This window comes from Algoriphagus marincola DSM 16067, from assembly GCF_000429405.1.
GTDB classification, from domain to species: Bacteria; Bacteroidota; Bacteroidia; order Cytophagales; family Cyclobacteriaceae; genus Algoriphagus; species Algoriphagus marincola.
On sequence record NZ_AUBU01000015.1, the window covers coordinates 39,650 to 59,204 of the forward strand.

Consider the following 19,555-nt stretch of genomic DNA (forward strand, 5'->3'; position numbering starts at 1 on the left):
TCAGAATAGTTTACAATTTCAGCTAAAATCAAAGGTTTTTAAATAGCCTCAGGTTCGGACCACATCCCATCTTCCCGGATGATCTCAATCAGCTCATCAACAGCCTTTTCTGAAGGTACCGAACGCTTGATCACTTCTTTCCCTTTGTACAAAGTGATCTTTCCTTTTCCTGAACCCACGTAGCCATAATCCGCATCTGCCATTTCACCGGGACCATTGACGATGCAACCCATGATTCCGATTTTCACGCCTTTTAGATGGTCAGTGCGTTTTCTGATCATAGCCGTTGTTTCCTGCAGGTCAAAAAGGGTTCTACCACAAGAAGGACAGGAAATATATTCGGTCTTGGACATTCGGGTTCTAGCTGCTTGAAGTACGCCAAAAGAGACATTGTTGTGTAGCTTGATTTGCTCTAAAACCTCTTCTCTGGTATGTGCTTTTTCCTTTTCTAGGGAAATCAGAATCCCGTCTCCCATTCCATCTACCAAAAGTCCACCCACGTCAGTCGCTGCATACAGCATGGTCTGATCGGCTGTTTGGTCTGGATAACTCACTTTGACCACAACAGGAACCTGAATTTGCAGATCCATCAAGGATACAAAAGCCCTTCTGAGTGCTGGCATACCGTGAGCATTGGATGTCTTTAAAATCAGTACCAGATCCTTGCGGTTTCGAATTGATGGAATAACCTCGGACACTTGCGTATCAAAAACTTCAAGGAAATTCAATTGAGGATGAAAGTCCTGTGCAGATTGAAACTCTTCAAAGGTATACCTAGGATAGATATTTTCCCGAGTTTGACTTTCTTCCCAAGTGGCGAAATTTTGGATTTCCCGCATGCCGTTTGGCAACATAAAAGGAATGGGATGATCTCCTGAATACACGAAATCACATCCGAGATCATTCATTTTCCATTTATCCAGCTCAGGTAGGTAAAAATGACCAACTGCCTTCATTTCCTTCTCCGTAATTCCGTAAATACGGGAAATATCTGTAATAACCCGAGGTACATTCTGCCCACCAAAATTGTAAATCTCAGCTGACTCACGCTTGGTATGCTCAAAAGGAGTGATCGGATACTTCTCAATAGGATCGATAGCTGCATGAGGCAATCTTGAAATGTATCGGTCAATGAGTGCTTTCGCAACCGGTGCCTCAAACTCAGGGTCTTCTGTCAAGGAAACCCGCACCGTATCGCCAAGACCATCTTCTAGCAGGGTACCGATTCCCACGGCTGATTTGATCCGGCCATCTTCAGCCTCTCCTGCTTCGGTTACCCCCAAATGAAGTGGGTAAGGCTTAAATCCTCCTTCATTTAGCTTTTGCACAAGTAGTCGATAAGCCTGCACCATGACTTGAGTATTGGAGGACTTCATCGAGATCACGATGTCATGATAATTTTCATCCTCACATATCCTCAAAAACTCCAAAGCCGATTCTACCATCCCCAATGGGGTGTCGCCATAGCGGCTCATGATTCTATCCGAAAGCGAACCATGATTAGTCCCGATTCGCATAGCAGTACCATTTTCCTTGCAGATTTTCACCAAAGGCAAAAAACGCTCTCGGATTCGCGCTAGCTCTTCCTGGTAACTTTCATCGGTATATTCGATTACCTCAAACTTCTTCTTGTCAGCATAATTTCCCGGATTGATCCGGACTTTCTCCACAATACCAGCTGCAATTTCTGCAGCATTTGGAGTAAAGTGAATATCTGCTACCAAAGGAGTGTTATAACCGCGCTTTCTAAGTTCATCTCGAATATTTCTAAGATTCTCTGCTTCCTTGATACTAGGTGCAGTGATACGGATTAGTTGACATCCACTTTCGATCATTCGGATGCATTGCTCCACAGAGCCCATGGTATCCATAGTATCAACTGTGGTCATGGATTGGACCACGATGGGATTATCCCCACCGATGATGACATCTCCTACGCGTACCGGGATAGTCTTTCGTCTGCTATAGGATGTGAGGCTGTCGCAATAGTTTAGCTCCGCAGTTTGAATGGTTGGGTTCATAGTATCAGATATCTCCGAGTTGTGGTCGAATGGTAATTTCCTCAACAACCGAGGCAGGAGAAAGGTTATAAGCTGCCCAAACGGTATCAGCTACATCCTCGGCTTTCATAAAACGCTCAATAGGCAGATCCACTCCCTCCCAGCTCGCAGTAAAGGTCGCTCCTGGAAGGATAGATGTCACCTTGATTCCAAATGGTTTCATTTCTTCCCGCAGACACTTGGTCATTCCCAACATGGCCCATTTGGATATTGCATAACTACCTCCATTAGGATAGGCAGTCGTCCCAGCTATTGATCCCATACTAAATACATGCCCTGATTTGCTCTCCATCATTTGAGGAAGAATGGCTCGTACGAGGTAATAAGCTGAATATAAATTCGTCTCCATCATGAGTTCAAAATTGCCTTCTGGCTCTTCATGAATGGCTCCTGGAAGAAATACCCCTGTGTTATTCACCAAGACATCTATCTTAGAAAATTCATTGGCTTTTTGTGCCAAATTCATTACTTCTTCCTTTTTAGAAAGATCAGCTTGAACAGTCAGCACTTTTACATCTGAATTGATAGCTTGAAGCTCTTTCTCTAAAGTTTGTAAGTCATCAGCGTTTCTGGCGCAGGTAATTATATCAAATCCTTCTTTTGCAAACCGGAGACAAATAGCCCTTCCGATGCCTTTTGTTCCGCCTGTGACGAGGATACATTTTCCCATTAGATTGTTCGTGTTTTAATAGTTAGTATGACAACTATCTAGCAATGGCAAAGTTACATTTTTTTATCAAAAGAGTGCGGAGACTTGCATCCTTCCAACATGAACTACTCGATCAAGGCCCTGAGAATTCCGGCCTTCGTAGACCAAATTCATTTGAAGTCCCTCACCGATTTTCTGAAGCCAATTGAGGGACCAAGTAATATTGGTACCCGGTGTCAAGGCTTGAAGCATTTCATAACCGACCGGAGAATTAACCACGCCATTGTAGTCTATCTCGATCCATTTAAGATTCGCAGTCAAAGTCGTCTTAATCGCTTTTGCAAGTCGAAAATCCATTCCTGTCTGATGAAGCATGGCTCTTTCATCCAATTCCAAGTTGGAAGTATTTTGCTTTTGGGTATAAGAATAGGTTGCAGTAGCCCTAAAAGAAGGGCTGGGCTGCCATGCCAATTCAGGCCCTGTATTCAATTGCTTGATTATGAAGTTTCGATTATCCAAAAAGTCAGAACTAGCAGCCTTCTCTCCGATGCTACCTACCCATCTCAAAGTAAGAAGACCACCAAAATTGACTCGCGAATTGATCCGCCAATCCTTTTGGATTTGATCTTCAAAGCCTCCTGCCAATAATTGCTTGATTTGAGAATCAAAGTAAGAAAGATCCAACCCGTATTTAGCAGAGGCACGATTAAAAAAGAAACTGGACCTCAGCACCTGTCTGAGTGACAAGATGTCCTCCCGATTCAACGAGCCAATGAAGGGATTTATTCGATCCAGAAAATTATTGGAACTCACCTTTTTTTCAACACTTAGACTTGATGTATTAGAAAATTTAGCAAGCCAAGCTTTCAGGCCACCTTCTTCCTGCCAGCTGGCTGGAAACTTTGCCTGGAGTCTATAATTGAGCAGGGTGGTATAAGCTTGAACATAGGTGTCAGTCGGTACGAAGATCTTTACATACAGCTTTTCTTCTGGATTGATCGCTAGGTAAAACTCATTCAATTGCTGAATTCCATCGCCATTGTCATCCCGCCAAGTATGCGTCCCATCTCCATTCGGAGCCGGTATAAAAATATACTCCCGCTGAAGCTCCCTACCGTTTCCTAGGGCATAACTTAGCTCACTACGAATCAGATTTTTTGCAATAGATCCCAAGTAGTCGACCTTACCCATGACAGTCAATTCCTCCGGCAAGTCTCTTCGAATGTATTCGATAGTCCTGTAAGTGAAAGTCGACTGGAGACTGTGATTTTGCCATTGCTTTTGGAATCTTGCATTGGCTGTGAAAGCCCGGGTATCGGTCTCGAGTTCTCCCTCAAAAGGTGCTCTATCTTCACGCCAGGCAGCATCTAGTCGGAATTTCGTTTTTAAGCTATCCTGATTCTGCAGGAAAATTAAGTGCTCCTGAAAATTCATCGCAGTACCCAAAACCGAATCACTCTCGACCGCAATCACTGCATTTCTATCCAAGGAATAGCGATATCCTGGGACAAGCGCTTTGGACTTGTAAGTAATCTCCCCGAGGTAGCGCTGCCAGTCTGAGCGGATGCTATCCTGATCACTTTTAAGCAGGAAAAACTCATTTCGAAGCCGAATTCTATTCCCAATCTCTGTATTCCAGTTGGCCTTGTGCTGTTGTCCGCTGAGCATCTCTGCTCTATTTCGAAGGTAAAGCTGATAGTCAAAACGATTGAATGCATCCTTTTCCAAACTGACATCTGCTCTGAAAAGTCGCTCAGCAGCAGCCGTAGCGTTCACAACCGTAGGGTCTATGCCCCAATCCCGATCAAATTCAATATATCGGAAACGATCAATGAAATTAAAGTTGGTAGAGTTGTACTCGAATTCTGCTCCCGAATGCAGCGTATATTCTGGCAAAAAATTCAATTTTCTTCCTTCCGAACTTAAACCGACTTTCCAGCCGAGTCCCTGATTATCCTCATCATCTATTTCAGAGAATAAATTCCGATCACGGGAAGACCAAGCTACCTCAGAATAGATTTTCTCCTTTTCCCCAAGTATTATTCGGGTACCTGCGGTGAGCATTCGCCGGCTATCGGGTGCAGGAAGTTGGGTCAAAATTGAATAATCCCCCTGTGGCTGACCATTTACACGCGGCACATATTCGAACACGGTCCCATTCGCCAATTGATTGACACGGCGATAATCTCCATTCCCATTCCCTACCAAGGAGAAAGCAAGTTCAAAATGCGCTACGGCTGGATCAGTGCTGTAGCGATAATAGGTAAAAGCCACTCCGGCTCCATCCAATTCTGTGATCCGCTCATAGAGAATTTTACTGGGATCATAGGCTACCGAATCGATCCGAGGGATGACGGCATTTTGAACCTGATCTCCCACACTACTCAGTAGACTCAATTCTTCCTGAGAAAACTCTGTGAATAATGGCCTGTTTCGGTTATCTCTCTCCTGATAATAATTGAAATAGAGATCGACATTGCCCTTACTTTGGATATGATTGGCTCCGATTATGGATCTGGAAAAATTCCGCTCTGCGTATTCAAAGTCAACGCGTATTCGGGAAAATTGAGTGATCAGAACGGAGGGTGTAAAAGTGATTTCAGCCTGATTGTAATCAATAACATAATCAGCATTGAAACCTCGCTGTAGTAATTTCCCGTCAAGAAAAACCCGTTCTGAATTGGCCATGACAATAATGAAGCGCTCATTATTCGGCCCTGTAAGACGGTAGGGCCCTAAAACCCCTTCAAGAGGAGGTACATTAATGGAAGCGAATTTCCCTTTGGCGACAGAAGCAAAAGCCTGTGTACTCGCCTTCCAACCATTTGCCTGATACTCGGAAGTAAACCGCAAGCCCTGTACATTTTTATAGTATCGCAAAAACTCTGATTCTCGCTGCTGAAGGACCACATCTCCAGCCGAAAGGTTGAAATTTTCATTATACAACTCTATCAACACATTATCAAAATCCTGCAGCTGTTGCGTGTTTCCCTCTGGCTGGAAAGGAACATTCTGATCGGTGATACTGGCACGAATGCGTAGATTTTCAGCTATTTCTCCTTCCAATTGCAGATTCAAGGCAGAATTGACAAAGACATTCTGTGTATTTCCCACAGATATCCCGCGTGTCAGACTACCGGATTTATAGAGATTAGTGGTGGGAAAAAGCTCTTCTCGAAAGTCAAAAATCTCTGAATCAACTACCCTATTATCATAAAAACGAGCAGCCGAATCATAATCAACTCGGAGGCTTCTACGAGCTACTGCTTGATCCCAGCGAAATGGGAAGGTTCGAAAGCAAATACGGATGCTTGAACTTTCAAAATCATCAGGAAAAACAATCTGTATTTGATTGGTATTCAGATCAAAAGACCACCTCAGAGAATCAAACCCATCACCAACTATTCGGATACTTTCCTCAATGACAGAAAGGGAATCTAACTCCAAGCCTTGCTCCAGAAGGACTACCTGATAATCCCTGCACTTCTCCTGTGCCTTCGCTGCTGAAAGCGAAATGCCGAAGATCAGGAAAAAAAGTATCAAAGTCCTCATAGCCAATCCAGTCCTAGAGACCAAGGTAGCAATTACTACCTATTGTGTGAGGGGGAAAGTTAGATAAAAAGTCGTCCCCTCTCCTATCTTCGTTTCAAACCATATCTTTCCACCCGCTGTCTCTACACCGCTTCTAGCTATGGCGAGGCCCAGTCCTGAGCCTGTGGACTTGGTACTGAAATTCGGGATAAAGATCTTATCACGCAGCTCTTCGGGTATTCCTTTGCCATTATCCGAAATCTCTAGAAAGACATCCTGCTCAGTCATCCAAAGCCATACATTGATGACGGGCCGCTTATTCCATTCTACCGCTTGCACTCCATTAATTATCAGGTTTGAAATCACCCTGCCAAAAAGCTTGTCATCCCCTTGGATGGGTATTTCATTCGTAAATGAATCGTCTTTGAATATCAAATCGAGCCGCTCGTCATTTTTGAACAAGTCCAACACTTTCATTAGCACAGACTTGAAGTTCATTCGCTCGTTTTTCGGAAGCGGCATTTTGGCAAAAGTGGAAAAGGAGCTAGCAATTCCACTCAGGGCATCCACCTGATGAATCAGGGTTTCGAATGATTCTTTCAACTTCGAAGTGTCATCAAGCCGATCTTGTTGCTGTAGTCTGAGCAGATGCTGAAGCGTCAGCTTCATGGGTGTGAGTGGGTTTTTGATCTCATGGGCTACCTGTTTGGCCATTTCCCTCCAGGCAGATTCCTTCTCAGTAGAAGCTAATACCTTCTTACTTGCTTCTAGCTTGAAAAGCATGTTGTTGTATTCATTGACCAGCATCCCAATTTCATCCTTTGTATCCCAACGCATCGGTTCATTATTTTCAAGATTGGTGGTTTTGAGTTTTTGCGTCAGCAATCGGAATGGGAAAGTTAAATTCTGCGAAACAAAATAAGACACGATCAAGAACAGGATAAATATCACCACAAAAGCGTTGAAGATATTACTCATCACATCTGCGATCAATGAGTTCAATTCCGACTCAGATTCAAAAAATGGAACAGACAAAATCGCTACTTCTTCCTGATCGGAAGGTGGTAAGATGGCTAGATAAACGGATTTATAGCTCAAGGACCCAAGTCTTTCATCCACTAGCAGCTGAATCTGGTTATTCTCTACAATACCTGCCATTGCGACAGGATTGATGAGTCTAGAGAGGAGCTTCTTATCGAAAATATTTGGCCGATTCGTTGCGATTAATTTCCCACTAGCTTCATATAGATGCAGATCGGCAGCTACCGTATTTGCCAAATTCACTATTTCCTCTTCCAGAGATTCCGGATTGATCTCGGATGGAGAGCGGTCATTGAGAAAATTGACCAGATTACTCCTGATTAAGAAGGCCTTCTGTAAATATTGCTCATTCAAATCTTCCCGATAGCTATTGGCCAGCAGACCAATTGTGATGATAGAAATGATGATGATTGGAAAGAAAAAGGCAAAATTCAGATACAATTGAAGCTTAGTGGAATAATTGATTTCTAGATTTTTAAACCCTTTGAATAAGGAATTTGCCAGAATAGTTAGAAATGTCAAGATGATGAAAATGACAAAGTAGAGCGAAATATTTCCCAAAAAGTACGAGTAAGGTCTATTGGGTGATGAGATCAAAATCAATTCTGAACCATTGACCAACCCTAAATGGTGATAGCCTGCGACATGGATGCCACTCTGAAACAACTTGCTCTCTGTTAACCTGGACTTTAGCTCAGGATTCACATAATTGAATGACCCAAAATTACGGATTAGCTCTTCATCACGATAAACCGCATAATCATACTGGACGGGATCCAAGCGTTCATTGTATTCTTTATCCAATAGCAATCGCGGGTAAACCGAACCCGGCTGAACCCGAAGCTGCCGAAGCTCAAGAAAAACCGTTCCAACGCTATTCTGATCCCGAATGACCGGCACAATAGCAACAAATTGATTCTTGGGATTGGACTCCTTGCCCCGAATAAAATACAATCCTCGCTGACTAGTCAGGTAATCAGATTTGATGTAAAGATCTCGCAATTCGCTAAGGCTTCGTTCATCCTGTGTATTGATCAAATCCTGACCTCTAGAAGAAAAAACCCGGATATTGACTTCAAATTGATCAAAATAATTATCCAAGTAAATCCTTCTGATCTTTGTCTCGATAGGTTCTTTGGAAAGCAAAGGATCAGCAAGACGATTTTGAATAAATAAATCAGACTGAATCCTTCCAAAAACTTCACCGAGGAAAAACTCCGTCATCACATCACCTTCAATCAAATTTTGATTGGCGAATCGAATTTTTGATTGAATCAGTTCTTCCTTCTCAGTTTGAAAAGTTGCGATACCCGCTATCACGGCACAGATAAAACTCGCAAAGAAGAACGTCAAAAATGTATTTAGGCCTAAGCGGAAAATATTTTGAAATAGCCTAAAGCGAATAATTGCAGTGAGAAAAAGGATATGGACAGTCCACGCTATTGCCAACCAAATCGAAATAAAACCCAAAACAAGTCCTATGGGTATAGCAGCTAAGTAAAGATATCGGATCAAAATATTCATCTTGATCGCTAGTTCGAATAGTAAGCTGATCAAGGTAAGATTGAGCATCACATAAACTGAAGCCCACAAAAACACGATCAAAAAACTGATCCCTTCAAACCACCCAAAAGTGGGGATAATGGAAATATCCATTGCCCATTGAGAGTTTAGGATAAGATTTTTTGGTAGCACCCAGACCAGGAAAAAGGCCAATGAGCTGAGAAAAACAAAAAAACCAAAAAAGGCCTGCTGCTCTTGGGATGTTTTTAAAATCTTAATCTTGCGATGAAGTAATGGAGAGGCAAATTGAAAAACGATCATTCCTCCAATAGCTACTCCAAATAGGGTATTGATCAATAAGTCACCTAAACTGGAGTTTAGCCAAGAAGAGGCGAAGTTGGATGGATCAAATAATGGCAGGTTGAAATAAGAACCTGGAAAACCTAATACCAACATGACCAACCTAAAGGCTAAAAGTACTAAGCTCCCGTAGCCAATCGCTTGCCATCTTCTTCCTTGTTTCCATTTCCGAATTACAAAATCCGAACTCAGTAGGAAATACAATAGGAAAACCGAAGTGAAAAAGATGAGAATGGCGGGGTTGGAAAGCCGACCTGATGACTGGTATCCATATTCAAAAGCTACTCCGAATAGCGGGATGCCGGCTGCATTACTTACCAAGTAAGGACTTTGGCTATGTGGATCGCTGAGCTGAATTGAATCATTTCCAAATACTCGACGGTTTGCACCTGTGCGCAGATAGTCATTTTGAATGGATCCTGGCCAAAAAAGCCTAAATGCATGGACTACGTAATAACTGGTTCCATTTCTGGTAAACTTTCGGCTCTTGGTCAGAAAAGTACCATATGGATCTTCTATGAATTGATATTCCTGATTTGGTATAAGCGCATCCAAATTGAAGCTCACTGAAAAATCTGACCAATACAAAAGCTTCTTTGACTCATCAAGAATGAAAAAGGGGTGGATGGAGCTTTTAGAAGAAATATTCTCAAAACTTAATGCCTCATCAGGCCTTACTTCCATGAGAATTTGCACGAAATCCATGTCGAACTCCCGATCGATCTCATAGATTTCCTCCTGTACATCTTCAAAAAAAGCCTCTTCCTCACTTTTCTGAAAGAAAAAGAAATTCAGTATCAATACTGCAAGGAGCAAGAAGGCGCTGACAAGTATGATCAGCCGTTTGAATTTTTGAAGCATTTCCCTAAAAATAAAAAAAGCAAAGTCTTGTATCAAACTTTGCTTTCCATCAGACTATCGAATAGCCAGTTTATTTTTCCGTTTTTTCGCTGCCCGATACCAAAGTATGCCAATTACCAAGGCAATGGTATAAGGCATAGCGAATAAATATAAAATCCCCGTATTCAATCCTGCGCCAATAGAAGTATCTCCATTACTGACATTATTCTCTACAGAAGCTCGACACATAGCACACTGAGCCCAGGTAGCTAATTGGAATCCGAAGAATAGTAATGTAAATAGGGTGATTTTCAATCTCATTGTTCCTTACTTTATAATAAGCTACTGAATATAGTACGGAGAAATCATCAAATAAACAATTACCCCCGTGACAGAAACATAAAGCCAAATCGGATAAGCAAATTTAACAACCTTCCGGTGTTTAGCCCGCTGATCTGTATACCCATAGTAATAAGCGAAAAGAATTGGAAAAAGTGCCACAGCTGCAAAAACAATGTGTGTAATGAGCAAGAAGTAATATACTGAGCGAATCCAACCCTCTCCACCGAAAGAAGTACTCTCAGCAGAACCATGGTAGATCACATAGGAAACTAGGAAGATCGCGCCTAGTGCCATCGCAACGGACATAGTCGCACCATGATAGGCGTATTTCTTTTGCTTGACAAAAATCAAAGCAATAATGAGTGCAACACTAGCTGCAGAATTAATAACTGCATTTAAATGAGGCAGGAAGTAAACCCATTCTGCACCCACATTAATTTTGGAGGGCATGAATAGCAGAATAGCTACAACCACCGGAATCAGAATGGAAATGATGATGATCCAAGATTTTACTTTGGATTCATTTTCTAGTAATGAATTAACTTTTTCCATGTAAAAGCACTTTTGTCTCAAGTATTAACAAATCTACGTCCTCTCTGTTTGTCCCACTATAGTAACCGCGGATTCTACCCTGTTCATCTATCAGGGCAAACTTATCACTGTGGATAAAATCATCCGGATTTCCCATCCCATCGACTGTAGGCAGCACAAATCCACACTTTGCTAACTGATAGGTTTCTTCAGGTGGTCCAGTAAGAAAATGCCACTTACCCGGGATGGCTCCATGTTTATCGGCATACTCCTTCAAAACTTCGGGCGTATCATAAGTTGGATCAATACTGATAGACATGATTTGCACGGCCGGTTCATCCCTGAACATATCATTCACTCGCTCCATTTCTTTGGACATAATGGGGCAGATACTAGGACAGGAAGTAAAGAAAAAATCCACGATGGTAATTTTTCCTTCCATTTCAGTTCGTCCTACCGCTTCACCATCTTGGTTGGTGAAGGTAAACTCAGGAATATAATGTTGGGTACTGTCATTGGGAGGGCATTCCATGAAAGGGTTGCTTACACCATTTTCATAAAACACCGGGAGATCGTATTGGTTTTCTCCAAAATTCCTGAGAAACATAATAATCAAAACAGGAATCAGTAGAATACAAACCAATACTAAACCTTGTAAAATTCGTAAACTTCTCATCGTGGCTTCATAACAAAAAAGTAGGTTGAAGTGTCACACCCCAACCTACTTTTTTTATTTAAATTTTAAATCCTACCAACGCATCATAAAGATATCCGAACCTTCCTTGGCCAAGGCAATCAATAACCATATCAGGAAAATAAGCGGAACGATGATCGAATAGAATAATGGCTTCACTTCATCACCGAGGTGCATGAATTCCATCATAATATATTTTGCCTTCCAGATCGTCAGGATGATAAAGAGTGCATAAAGTAGGATGCCTCTGTCCATCGTAAAAGCCATGATAAATTCGGCAACGGTAAGTGCGAGAAGAATACCTGCGGTTTTCCAGATTTTCTTGATCTTCTCGTTATTTCTAGGAACTACTTGTAGCGTAGATTTAGTGTCTTGAACTTCCATAATTGAATATTTTTAGCTTTAGATCAGGTAGAATAAGGTAAATACAAATACCCAAACAAGGTCTACAAAGTGCCAATATAAACCTATCTTCTCGATCATCTCATAGTGACCTCTACGGTCATATACACCTACAGCTGCCTGGTAAAATGCTAAAAACAGCAATACCACACCTATCGTCACGTGGAATCCATGGAATCCAGTAATGAAGAAGAACAACTGTGCAAATGCAGGAGGCCCATATTCGTTGACCACAAGATTGGCTCCAAATACCGTTTCGGTAACTTCTCTACTCAAAGAATCAATGTAGGTCAGCACTGAACCACTGTCCGTACCATGGATAAAGTGAGACCATTCCCAAGCTTGACAACCTAAGAAAGTGATACCACCAAGCATGGTCCAAAGCATCCATTTAACCACATCATTTCGATCATTTCGATGTCCAGCTTCCACAGCAAGTACCATGGTTACACTACTCGAGATCAAAATGAAGGTCATGATACCTACGAATACTAGAGGAGCATGAAATCCATGAAGGAAAGGTACAGCCTCAAATACTAGTTCGGGAATAGGCCAGTATTCATTGGATCCAACGAATGTCTCGGCAGGTCCTGCGTAGGCAGGATAACTGACGCGAATAGCCAAGTAGCTGATCAAAAAAGCAGCAAATGTGAAGATATCAGAGAGTAGGAAAAACCACATCATGAGTTTTCCATAACTGGCCTTGAGAGGTTCATTTCCTCCTCCCCAGGTGCCCCTTTTTGGGCTTACTCCAATAGCAGTAGAATGCGCAGACATAGATTATTTATTTGTACCAGGTAAATTAATGATTCAATAGCAAAAACATGAATAGATAGATCCACAAGCCTCCAAGGAAATGCCAATATGAGGTGGCCATTTCCATAGTGTTCATGGCCTGAGAGTGGACCTTATATCTAAAGGACGAAATTAATACAATAATCAGAAATATCACACCGCTGATCAGGTGAACAGCGTGCAATCCAGTGAAAACATAGAGAAATGAGCCCGATGGATTACCCACAAAGAATACTTGCCGGTCTACCAAGGCAACCCAACTGTACCATTGTCCCACCAAAAAGACAATTCCTAATAATACAGCCATACTCATTCCGATTCGAAGCTGAGAAAGGTTGTCTTTTTTAGCAGAGATATAAGCCCAATGAAGAAATAGGGAACTTAATACTACTACGCCTGAAGTAAACCAGAAGACTTGAGGTAAATCGTAATCAAGCCAATTACCTTCAGCCTGACGGACTATATAAGCACTTGTCAAGGCAGCGAAGATCATCACTACAGTCACCATGAAGAGCCATAAGGCAAACTTCTTGGGATGCATAGAGATGGGCTGCTCTACCAGATCAATATATTTTAGTTCTTTTTCCATTTTAAGGTATCTTATCAAGAAGGTAAGCTATTTGCACGATAGGCAAATACAAAAAGGAACCGAACATAATTTTCAAGGCAGACTTCCTAGAGCAATCACGCATCAAGGAGAAAGTTTGTGCCAAAAAGAGTACTCCACATACCGTAGCAACTATTCCGGAGTTTAGCCCTGTCAATCCAAAATAGGAAGGCAACAATCCTAAAGGAAGCAGAAACAGGGTGTATATCATAATTTGGATAGCGGTATTCAAATCCTGTCCACCACCACTTGGAAGTAGCTTGAAGCCTGCACGCTTATAGTCTTCATCACTTACCCAGGCAATAGCCCAAAAGTGTGGAAATTGCCATATAAACTGAATTCCAAAGATGATCAATGCTTCGTAGCCAATCGTGCCAGTCGCTGCAGTCCATCCCAATAGAGGAGGCATTGCTCCAGGAATAGCTCCAACAAATACTGCAATTGGTCCTACTCTCTTCAAAGGAGTATAAACAAAAGCATACAAAACCATACTAAGGATTCCAAGCCAAGTCGTCAATGGATTTGTAAAGATCCAAAGTAAAGAGATACCAAGAATGGCTACAGCTACAGTAAACCAGTAAGCTTCTCTTAGACTAATTAATTGAAGGGGAAGAGGTCGGTTTTGGGTTCGCTTCATGAGCTTGTCCAAGTCTCTTTCCATGATTTCATTAGCAGCTCCTGATGCTCCGGAGATTAAGAACCCTCCTAAAGCTAATCCGATGAAGCCAGTCCATCCAAAGCTTACACCAGAATCACCCAATATATAGCCAAACACAGCAGAAAAGGTGACCAAAGCGGAAAGTCTCAATTTGATTAAATCTGCATATGCTTTAACGCGGACTAAAAGTCCTTCTATAAAGCTTAACTCCGAAATACCAACGGTCCTCATGAGGGATTTGTAATAAGATTCACATCTTCTTGGGTTCTAAGTTGGAATAGCAATACGAATTGCACTCCGATGATCAAAGAACCCAATAATAAATGAACAGGCTGCAAGAAAGCAGGGATGGCAAAATAAGCCATTCCAATACCTGTTGCTATTTCCATGACGATCACAAGCAACAATGCTTGAGACCATTTATTGACAGGCGATTTCCTTCGGGTATACTTAAATGCCCAGAAGAAATAGAGTAGATGAATTCCCAGAAGCACTAGAGAAAACGAGCGATGTATCAAGAAGGTCATACCTATCTGTTCAATCCAAGTATCTCGCATCATTCCTCCCATTGCAAAGGAAATTTGATCTAATTCCTCTCTCACCTGTGTACCAAATACTATTTGTACCACCATTAGGGCCGTTCCAATGACAAGCAACCATTTGACTTTACTTGGAACCTGATCCTCTTTATGATTCTCATACTTTACGAGAAACGCCCTGTGGTTGATATACAGTAACAAAACCACTAAAAGCAATGCCAGAATCATATGAAAGGTGATCATCCAATCCAAGAGATTGGTAGAGACAACAATAGAGCCTATCCATCCTTGAAATAACACCAAGACTAGTGATGCAATGGATAAAATCGGAATCGTCCGATCAATTTTCCATAGTTTCAACGATTTCCAGACCGTAAGAATGATAAGAAATCCGATGACTACTCCAATCAATCGATTAATGTACTCGATCCAGGTTTTGGTAGCATTAAACTCCTCCTCGATTAGGATTGTCTTATCATTTGCGATTCTTTCAGCCGCTTTGTCAAATCCAAGCTTGTCAAGTGTAGCTACAAACCTTTCGTTTTTAGCCAGCCTCTTTTCAAGATAAATCTCTTGATAATTTTTTGGGAGCTGATCCACACTGGTAGGCGGAACCAAGCTCCCAAAACATTTTGGCCAATCGGGACATCCCATTCCAGAGCCAGTGCTCCGGACAATGCCTCCAACCAGTATGAGAAAGTAAACAGCAATCACCGTCACCAATCCGGTTCGGCGAAAGCTGTTTAAGTTTTTAAGATTCTTTTGCTTCATTGGCGACTAGAGCCTCAGATTCATCTTTAATAATTTCCATTTCAGTCTTCACTTGCTCCTGCTCATGTGGCAGATTGGATTCAGGCGTAGCGGAAAGTGGAACGGTCTGAGGGATGAAGTCTTCTTCTGCTCCAGGCTTGGAGTAGTCATATGGCCAACGATAAACAGTTGGAATTTCTCCAGGCCAGTTGCCATGTCCAGGGACAATTGGAGTTGTCCACTCCAAAGTAGTAGATCTCCATGGGTTGGAAGATGCTTTTCTTCCACGATACATAGAATAGAAGAAATTGAATAGGAAGATAAACTGAGCAGCAAAAGTGATGATTGCAGCTACAGATACGAACATATTCAAATCAGTATACATGTTTGAGAATTCAAACCCAGTCCATGAATAGTATCTTCTTGGGAAACCTGCAATACCGATGTAGTGCATTGGGAAGAATACCATATAAACTCCTACGAATGTCAACCAGAAGTGAACATATCCAAGACGAGCATCCATCATTCTACCAAACATCTTAGGGAACCAGTGATAAACACCGGCCACTAGACCGAAGAAGGAAGCAGAACCCATTACCAAGTGGAAGTGAGCCACTACGAAATAAGTGTCGTGCAACTGAATATCAATGGCTGAGTTTCCTAAGAAAATACCAGTCAAACCACCTGAGATAAAGAAGGATACTAGACCGATAGAGAAAAGCATCGCAGGCGTAAAGATCAAGTTACCTCTCCATAGCGTAGTGAGGTAGTTGAATACCTTCACCGCAGAAGGAATGGCAATGATTAAAGTCAAGAACATAAAGATGGATCCCAAGAATGGATTCATACCTGACACAAACATGTGGTGAGCCCACACGATAAATGAAAGGATTGTAATACCCAACATGGAAATAATCATCGCCTTGTATCCGAAAATTGGTTTTCTGGAATTGGTTGCGATTACTTCAGAGGTAATACCCAATGCTGGTAGCAATACGATGTAAACCTCAGGGTGACCAAGGAACCAGAACAAGTGCTGATACAATACTGGGCTACCACCAGTGTTTGGAAGGGCTTCACCCCCAATGTAGATATCCGACAAATAGAAAGAAGTACCAAAACTTCTATCAAAAACCAACAAAAGAGCTGCCGCAAACAACACAGGGAAAGACAACAATCCAATTACAGCTGTCAAGAAGAAAGCCCAAATCGTCAAAGGAAGTCTTGAGAAAGACATACCTTTTGTTCTAAGGTTAATGACAGTAGTGATGTAGTTAATACCTCCAAGTAGTGATGAAGCAATAAAGAAAGTCATTGCTACCAACCACAAGGTCATTCCCAATCCTGAACCAGGAATAGCCTGCTCAAGCGCAGATAATGGTGGGTAAACTACCCAACCACCGCCGGCAGGACCGGTTTTAATGAATAAGGAAATAAACATGATCACACTGGATACAAAGAAGAACCAGTATGAAAGCATATTCATAAAGCCTGAAGCCATGTCACGGGCTCCAATTTGCAAGGGAATCAAGAAATTGGAAAAAGTACCACTAAGACCTGCAGTCAATACGAAGAATACCATGATCGTACCGTGCATAGTCACTAGGGCCAGATAGAATGTTTGATCCAATTGACCTGTTTCGGTAATCCATCCTCCTAACAGCGGTCTCAACCACTCCAGATTCATATCAGGGAAACCCAACTGAAGTCTGAATAGTACAGACAAAAGACCACCTATAAGTGCCCAGAATATACCAGTAATCAAGAATTGCTTTCCGATCATTTTATGATCGGTACTGAAAATATATTTGGTCACAAAATTATCATGATGCTCATGATCGTGATGATCATGGGCGGTGTCATGTGTCGCAACAGATGCTGTAGCCATAATTAATTATTTTGTGTTGTTTTCTTATTGAATTTCTGCCACTTCTTTTACTTCTACTTCTATCCCTTCAGCCAAGGCAGGATTCATTTGAAGGAAAGTCTTCTGCTCAGTCAGCCATTTCTGATATTCAGCAGGCTCGACCACCTCGATCACTCTTCTCATTGCATTGTGACCTCTTCCGCAAATTTCCGTACATGCAATCTCATAATTGAAATCCGGATTCTTCAACTCTGCCCGCATTTCAGCAGTAGTTTTATTTGGTACAAACCAGAATCGAGTAGGCATTCCCGGTACTGCATCCATTTTCAACCTCATGTGCGGAGCAAAAACAGAGTGCAATACATCACGTGCACGGATTTTAAATAATACCGGTTCGCCTTTAGGAATTACTACTTTTGGAGAAGGAAAGTCGTCCACAGACTTTTGATCTGTGAAATCAATTCCCATAGGATTGATTGCAGATGTCAATCGATAATCATTGTCTCCCAATACTTTATCCTGACCAGGATATCGAATATCCCAAGCAAATTGATAACCCATCAATTCGACAACATGAGCATTCTCAGGAGCAGGAGCTGTAATATCTGACCATGCCATCCAACCAGTAATAACCAGAACAGTCAAGACTAAAGCGGGAACAGTAGTCCAAATAACCTCAAGTTTATTGTTTTCTGGATAAAAGGATGCCTTACGATCTTCTTTGTATTGGTATTTGTATGGGAAAACGAAGAGCAAAATGTGAGTAATAATGAATATCACTCCTGTCACTGCCATCGTGATCCAGAACAAACGGTCCGTAACCACTCCATGCTCAGAGGCAATTGGAAGTTGGTAATTATCAAACTCCTTGATTGAATACCAAAACATCAATCCTCCAACAGCCACCAAAAACACCAAGAACAAGAAGGCATTAACCTTATTACTTCCGGATGCGATTTTCTTGTCAGAACCTTTTACAACAGATACCAATGTCTGGATTCGGTATACCATCCAAACAATTGATAAAAGGAGAACAACCCCTACTGCAATTAGAAATCCGTACATATTTTTACTTTTTCGGGTTTGATTTAAATGTGATGTTGATAGCTTTCTTCAAGCATCGGGTGATTTTTAGGGATTAGATTTCCTTTAGCTAAGCCTCCAAGCACAACCAACGCCACCGCTGAGCCATAAACAAGGAACATTCCTACTTCCATCAATCCTACACCTCCATTATGACCTAGGGTACCTGGCTGAACCATCAAGAAGAAATCTACCCAGTGACCTACGATTAGAAGCGTACAAACGAGTTTTAAAAATACTCCGTGTCTTTTTGCATCTCTTGTCATTAAAACTAAGAACGGCAGGACAAAGTTCATCGCTATGTTTACGAAAATGAACCCTCCATACACGTCAGAAGTAAGTCTCTCAACAAAATAAACTGTTTCTTCAGGTATGTTGGCATAATAGATCAAAAGGAACTGTGAAAACCACAAGTAAGTCCAGAAGATAGAGAAGCCAAACACAAACTTTCCAAGGTCATGAACATGGTTTTCATTCACCATTTCAAGATAGCCTTTGCCTTTCAAGAAGATAACTGCAAGTGTGATAGCAGAAAGTCCGGCTACGAACCAAGAAGAGAATACGTACCATCCAAATAGCGTAGAGAACCAGTGCGTGTCAATTGACATCACCCAATCCCAAGCTGAAATAGAAGAAGAAACTGCAAAGAATACTAAGAAGTAAGCTGACCAGCTTCTCATCTTAAACCAATGTGATGTTCCTCCTAATTGATCTTCTGCAGCAGCTATTTTCTTGAATTTCGAGAAGAAGAAAACCCAGAATCCAAAGAACACAACCATTCTAACGATATAGAAGATAGGGAAAGTACCCTTTTCCATAGGCCAGTAAAAGAAAGCGCCTTTTCCGTCAATGATTTTGTCATACTCAGCTGAGTTCTTATCGAACAACTCTGCATGCCACCAATGGAATAAATCATGACCAGCTACGAAGAAAGTCACAATCATCAAAACTGCAGCGATTGGTAACCAGTTTCCAAACGCTAACATTACTCTAGTGATTGGTGCTGACCAACCTGCTTGAGCAGCATATTGAATAGCAAAGAAGAATACACCTACAATGGCAATACCTGTGAAATAGACGTTGTTGATCCAAATATTAGCATACAAGCGCTGATACCAATGGAATGCATGTCCTCCAGCCTCAGCACCTTCTTCTGCATGACCACCACCCATCATAGCTAATACAATTCCCACAACCAACAAGGCAGCCCCTATCAAAAGGACCGTCATGATGGATTTTTTGATTCCTGGGGTGAAATCAAATTTTTGATCAAGGTTGAAATTTTGAACTTCGTGAGCCATGA

The 19,555-nt window shown here is 41.7% G+C and carries 15 protein-coding genes; all 15 read right to left on the reverse strand.

Annotated features, from left to right (window positions below; all coding sequences use genetic code 11):
* Positions 1-38: 38 nt before the first annotated feature.
* The 15 genes from ispG to G457_RS0113790 all read right to left on the reverse strand — a co-directional run bounded on the left by ispG (position 39) and on the right by G457_RS0113790 (position 19,553).
* Positions 39-2,021: a (E)-4-hydroxy-3-methylbut-2-enyl-diphosphate synthase gene (ispG, locus tag G457_RS0113720; RefSeq protein WP_026946987.1), complete on the reverse strand. Its 1,983-nt coding sequence runs from the start codon at positions 2,019-2,021 to the stop codon at positions 39-41.
* A gap of 4 nt (positions 2,022-2,025) precedes the next feature.
* Complete coding sequence (locus G457_RS0113725) at positions 2,026-2,730, reverse strand: SDR family oxidoreductase (RefSeq protein WP_026946988.1); 705 nt, start codon at positions 2,728-2,730, stop codon at positions 2,026-2,028.
* Between the two features lie 66 nt (positions 2,731-2,796).
* On the reverse strand, positions 2,797-6,261 hold the full coding sequence (locus tag G457_RS0113730) for a hypothetical protein (protein WP_035483940.1): 3,465 nt from the start codon (positions 6,259-6,261) through the stop codon (positions 2,797-2,799).
* Between the two features lie 39 nt (positions 6,262-6,300).
* Positions 6,301-10,005: an MFS domain-containing histidine kinase gene (locus G457_RS0113735; protein WP_026946990.1), complete on the reverse strand. Its 3,705-nt coding sequence runs from the start codon at positions 10,003-10,005 to the stop codon at positions 6,301-6,303.
* Between the two features lie 54 nt (positions 10,006-10,059).
* Complete coding sequence (locus G457_RS0113740) at positions 10,060-10,305, reverse strand: hypothetical protein (protein WP_024283452.1); 246 nt, start codon at positions 10,303-10,305, stop codon at positions 10,060-10,062.
* A gap of 21 nt (positions 10,306-10,326) precedes the next feature.
* Positions 10,327-10,878, reverse strand: a complete 552-nt coding sequence (locus G457_RS0113745) for a DUF420 domain-containing protein (protein ID WP_026946991.1) — start codon at positions 10,876-10,878, stop codon at positions 10,327-10,329.
* Entirely contained in the window at positions 10,865-11,533 is a 669-nt protein-coding gene (locus G457_RS0113750; RefSeq protein WP_026946992.1) for an SCO family protein, read from the reverse strand. The genes G457_RS0113745 and G457_RS0113750 overlap by 14 nt, the downstream gene beginning before the upstream one ends.
* A 72-nt stretch (positions 11,534-11,605) precedes the next feature.
* On the reverse strand, positions 11,606-11,935 hold the full coding sequence (locus tag G457_RS0113755) for a cytochrome C oxidase subunit IV family protein (protein WP_026946993.1): 330 nt from the start codon (positions 11,933-11,935) through the stop codon (positions 11,606-11,608).
* An 18-nt stretch (positions 11,936-11,953) separates the two neighbouring features.
* Positions 11,954-12,730, reverse strand: coding sequence for a cytochrome c oxidase subunit 3 (locus tag G457_RS0113760; protein ID WP_026946994.1), 777 nt, complete (start codon positions 12,728-12,730; stop codon positions 11,954-11,956).
* 25 nt (positions 12,731-12,755) lie between these two features.
* Positions 12,756-13,337: a cytochrome c oxidase subunit 3 gene (locus G457_RS0113765; protein ID WP_026946995.1), complete on the reverse strand. Its 582-nt coding sequence runs from the start codon at positions 13,335-13,337 to the stop codon at positions 12,756-12,758.
* 1 nt (position 13,338) lies between these two features.
* The gene (gene cyoE / locus G457_RS0113770) at positions 13,339-14,244 is read right to left on the reverse strand and encodes a heme o synthase (protein WP_026946996.1); all 906 of its coding nucleotides are present in this window, start codon (positions 14,242-14,244) and stop codon (positions 13,339-13,341) included.
* Positions 14,241-15,323 (reverse strand): COX15/CtaA family protein, encoded by a 1,083-nt coding sequence (locus G457_RS0113775; protein WP_026946997.1) that lies wholly within the window; start codon positions 15,321-15,323, stop codon positions 14,241-14,243. Before G457_RS0113775 ends, cyoE begins: the two co-directional genes overlap by 4 nt.
* Positions 15,304-17,190, reverse strand: coding sequence for a cytochrome c oxidase subunit I (locus tag G457_RS0113780; RefSeq protein ID WP_026946998.1), 1,887 nt, complete (start codon positions 17,188-17,190; stop codon positions 15,304-15,306). The genes G457_RS0113775 and G457_RS0113780 overlap by 20 nt, the downstream gene beginning before the upstream one ends.
* 24 nt (positions 17,191-17,214) lie before the next feature.
* Positions 17,215-18,234 carry a cytochrome c oxidase subunit II gene (locus G457_RS0113785; RefSeq protein ID WP_026946999.1) on the reverse strand — a complete coding sequence of 340 codons (1,020 nt, stop codon included), beginning with the start codon at positions 18,232-18,234 and terminating at the stop codon, positions 17,215-17,217.
* A 23-nt stretch (positions 18,235-18,257) separates the two neighbouring features.
* Positions 18,258-19,553: a hypothetical protein gene (locus G457_RS0113790; protein ID WP_026947000.1), complete on the reverse strand. Its 1,296-nt coding sequence runs from the start codon at positions 19,551-19,553 to the stop codon at positions 18,258-18,260.
* Positions 19,554-19,555: the final 2 nt, after the last annotated feature.

Bases quoted from the DNA above. Each gene is read 5' to 3' on its own strand.
- ispG (WP_026946987.1), bottom strand. From the start codon at position 2,021: ATGAACCCAACCATTCAAACTGCGGAGCTAAACTATTGCGACAGCCTC.
- G457_RS0113725 (WP_026946988.1), bottom strand. From the start codon at position 2,730: ATGGGAAAATGTATCCTCGTCACAGGCGGAACAAAAGGCATCGGAAGG.
- G457_RS0113730 (WP_035483940.1), bottom strand. From the start codon at position 6,261: ATGAGGACTTTGATACTTTTTTTCCTGATCTTCGGCATTTCGCTTTCA.
- G457_RS0113735 (WP_026946990.1), bottom strand. From the start codon at position 10,005: ATGCTTCAAAAATTCAAACGGCTGATCATACTTGTCAGCGCCTTCTTG.
- G457_RS0113740 (WP_024283452.1), bottom strand. From the start codon at position 10,305: ATGAGATTGAAAATCACCCTATTTACATTACTATTCTTCGGATTCCAA.
- G457_RS0113745 (WP_026946991.1), bottom strand. From the start codon at position 10,878: ATGGAAAAAGTTAATTCATTACTAGAAAATGAATCCAAAGTAAAATCT.
- G457_RS0113750 (WP_026946992.1), bottom strand. From the start codon at position 11,533: ATGAGAAGTTTACGAATTTTACAAGGTTTAGTATTGGTTTGTATTCTA.
- G457_RS0113755 (WP_026946993.1), bottom strand. From the start codon at position 11,935: ATGGAAGTTCAAGACACTAAATCTACGCTACAAGTAGTTCCTAGAAAT.
- G457_RS0113760 (WP_026946994.1), bottom strand. From the start codon at position 12,730: ATGTCTGCGCATTCTACTGCTATTGGAGTAAGCCCAAAAAGGGGCACC.
- G457_RS0113765 (WP_026946995.1), bottom strand. From the start codon at position 13,337: ATGGAAAAAGAACTAAAATATATTGATCTGGTAGAGCAGCCCATCTCT.
- cyoE (WP_026946996.1), bottom strand. From the start codon at position 14,244: ATGAGGACCGTTGGTATTTCGGAGTTAAGCTTTATAGAAGGACTTTTA.
- G457_RS0113775 (WP_026946997.1), bottom strand. From the start codon at position 15,323: ATGAAGCAAAAGAATCTTAAAAACTTAAACAGCTTTCGCCGAACCGGA.
- G457_RS0113780 (WP_026946998.1), bottom strand. From the start codon at position 17,190: ATGGCTACAGCATCTGTTGCGACACATGACACCGCCCATGATCATCAC.
- G457_RS0113785 (WP_026946999.1), bottom strand. From the start codon at position 18,234: ATGTACGGATTTCTAATTGCAGTAGGGGTTGTTCTCCTTTTATCAATT.
- G457_RS0113790 (WP_026947000.1), bottom strand. From the start codon at position 19,553: ATGGCTCACGAAGTTCAAAATTTCAACCTTGATCAAAAATTTGATTTC.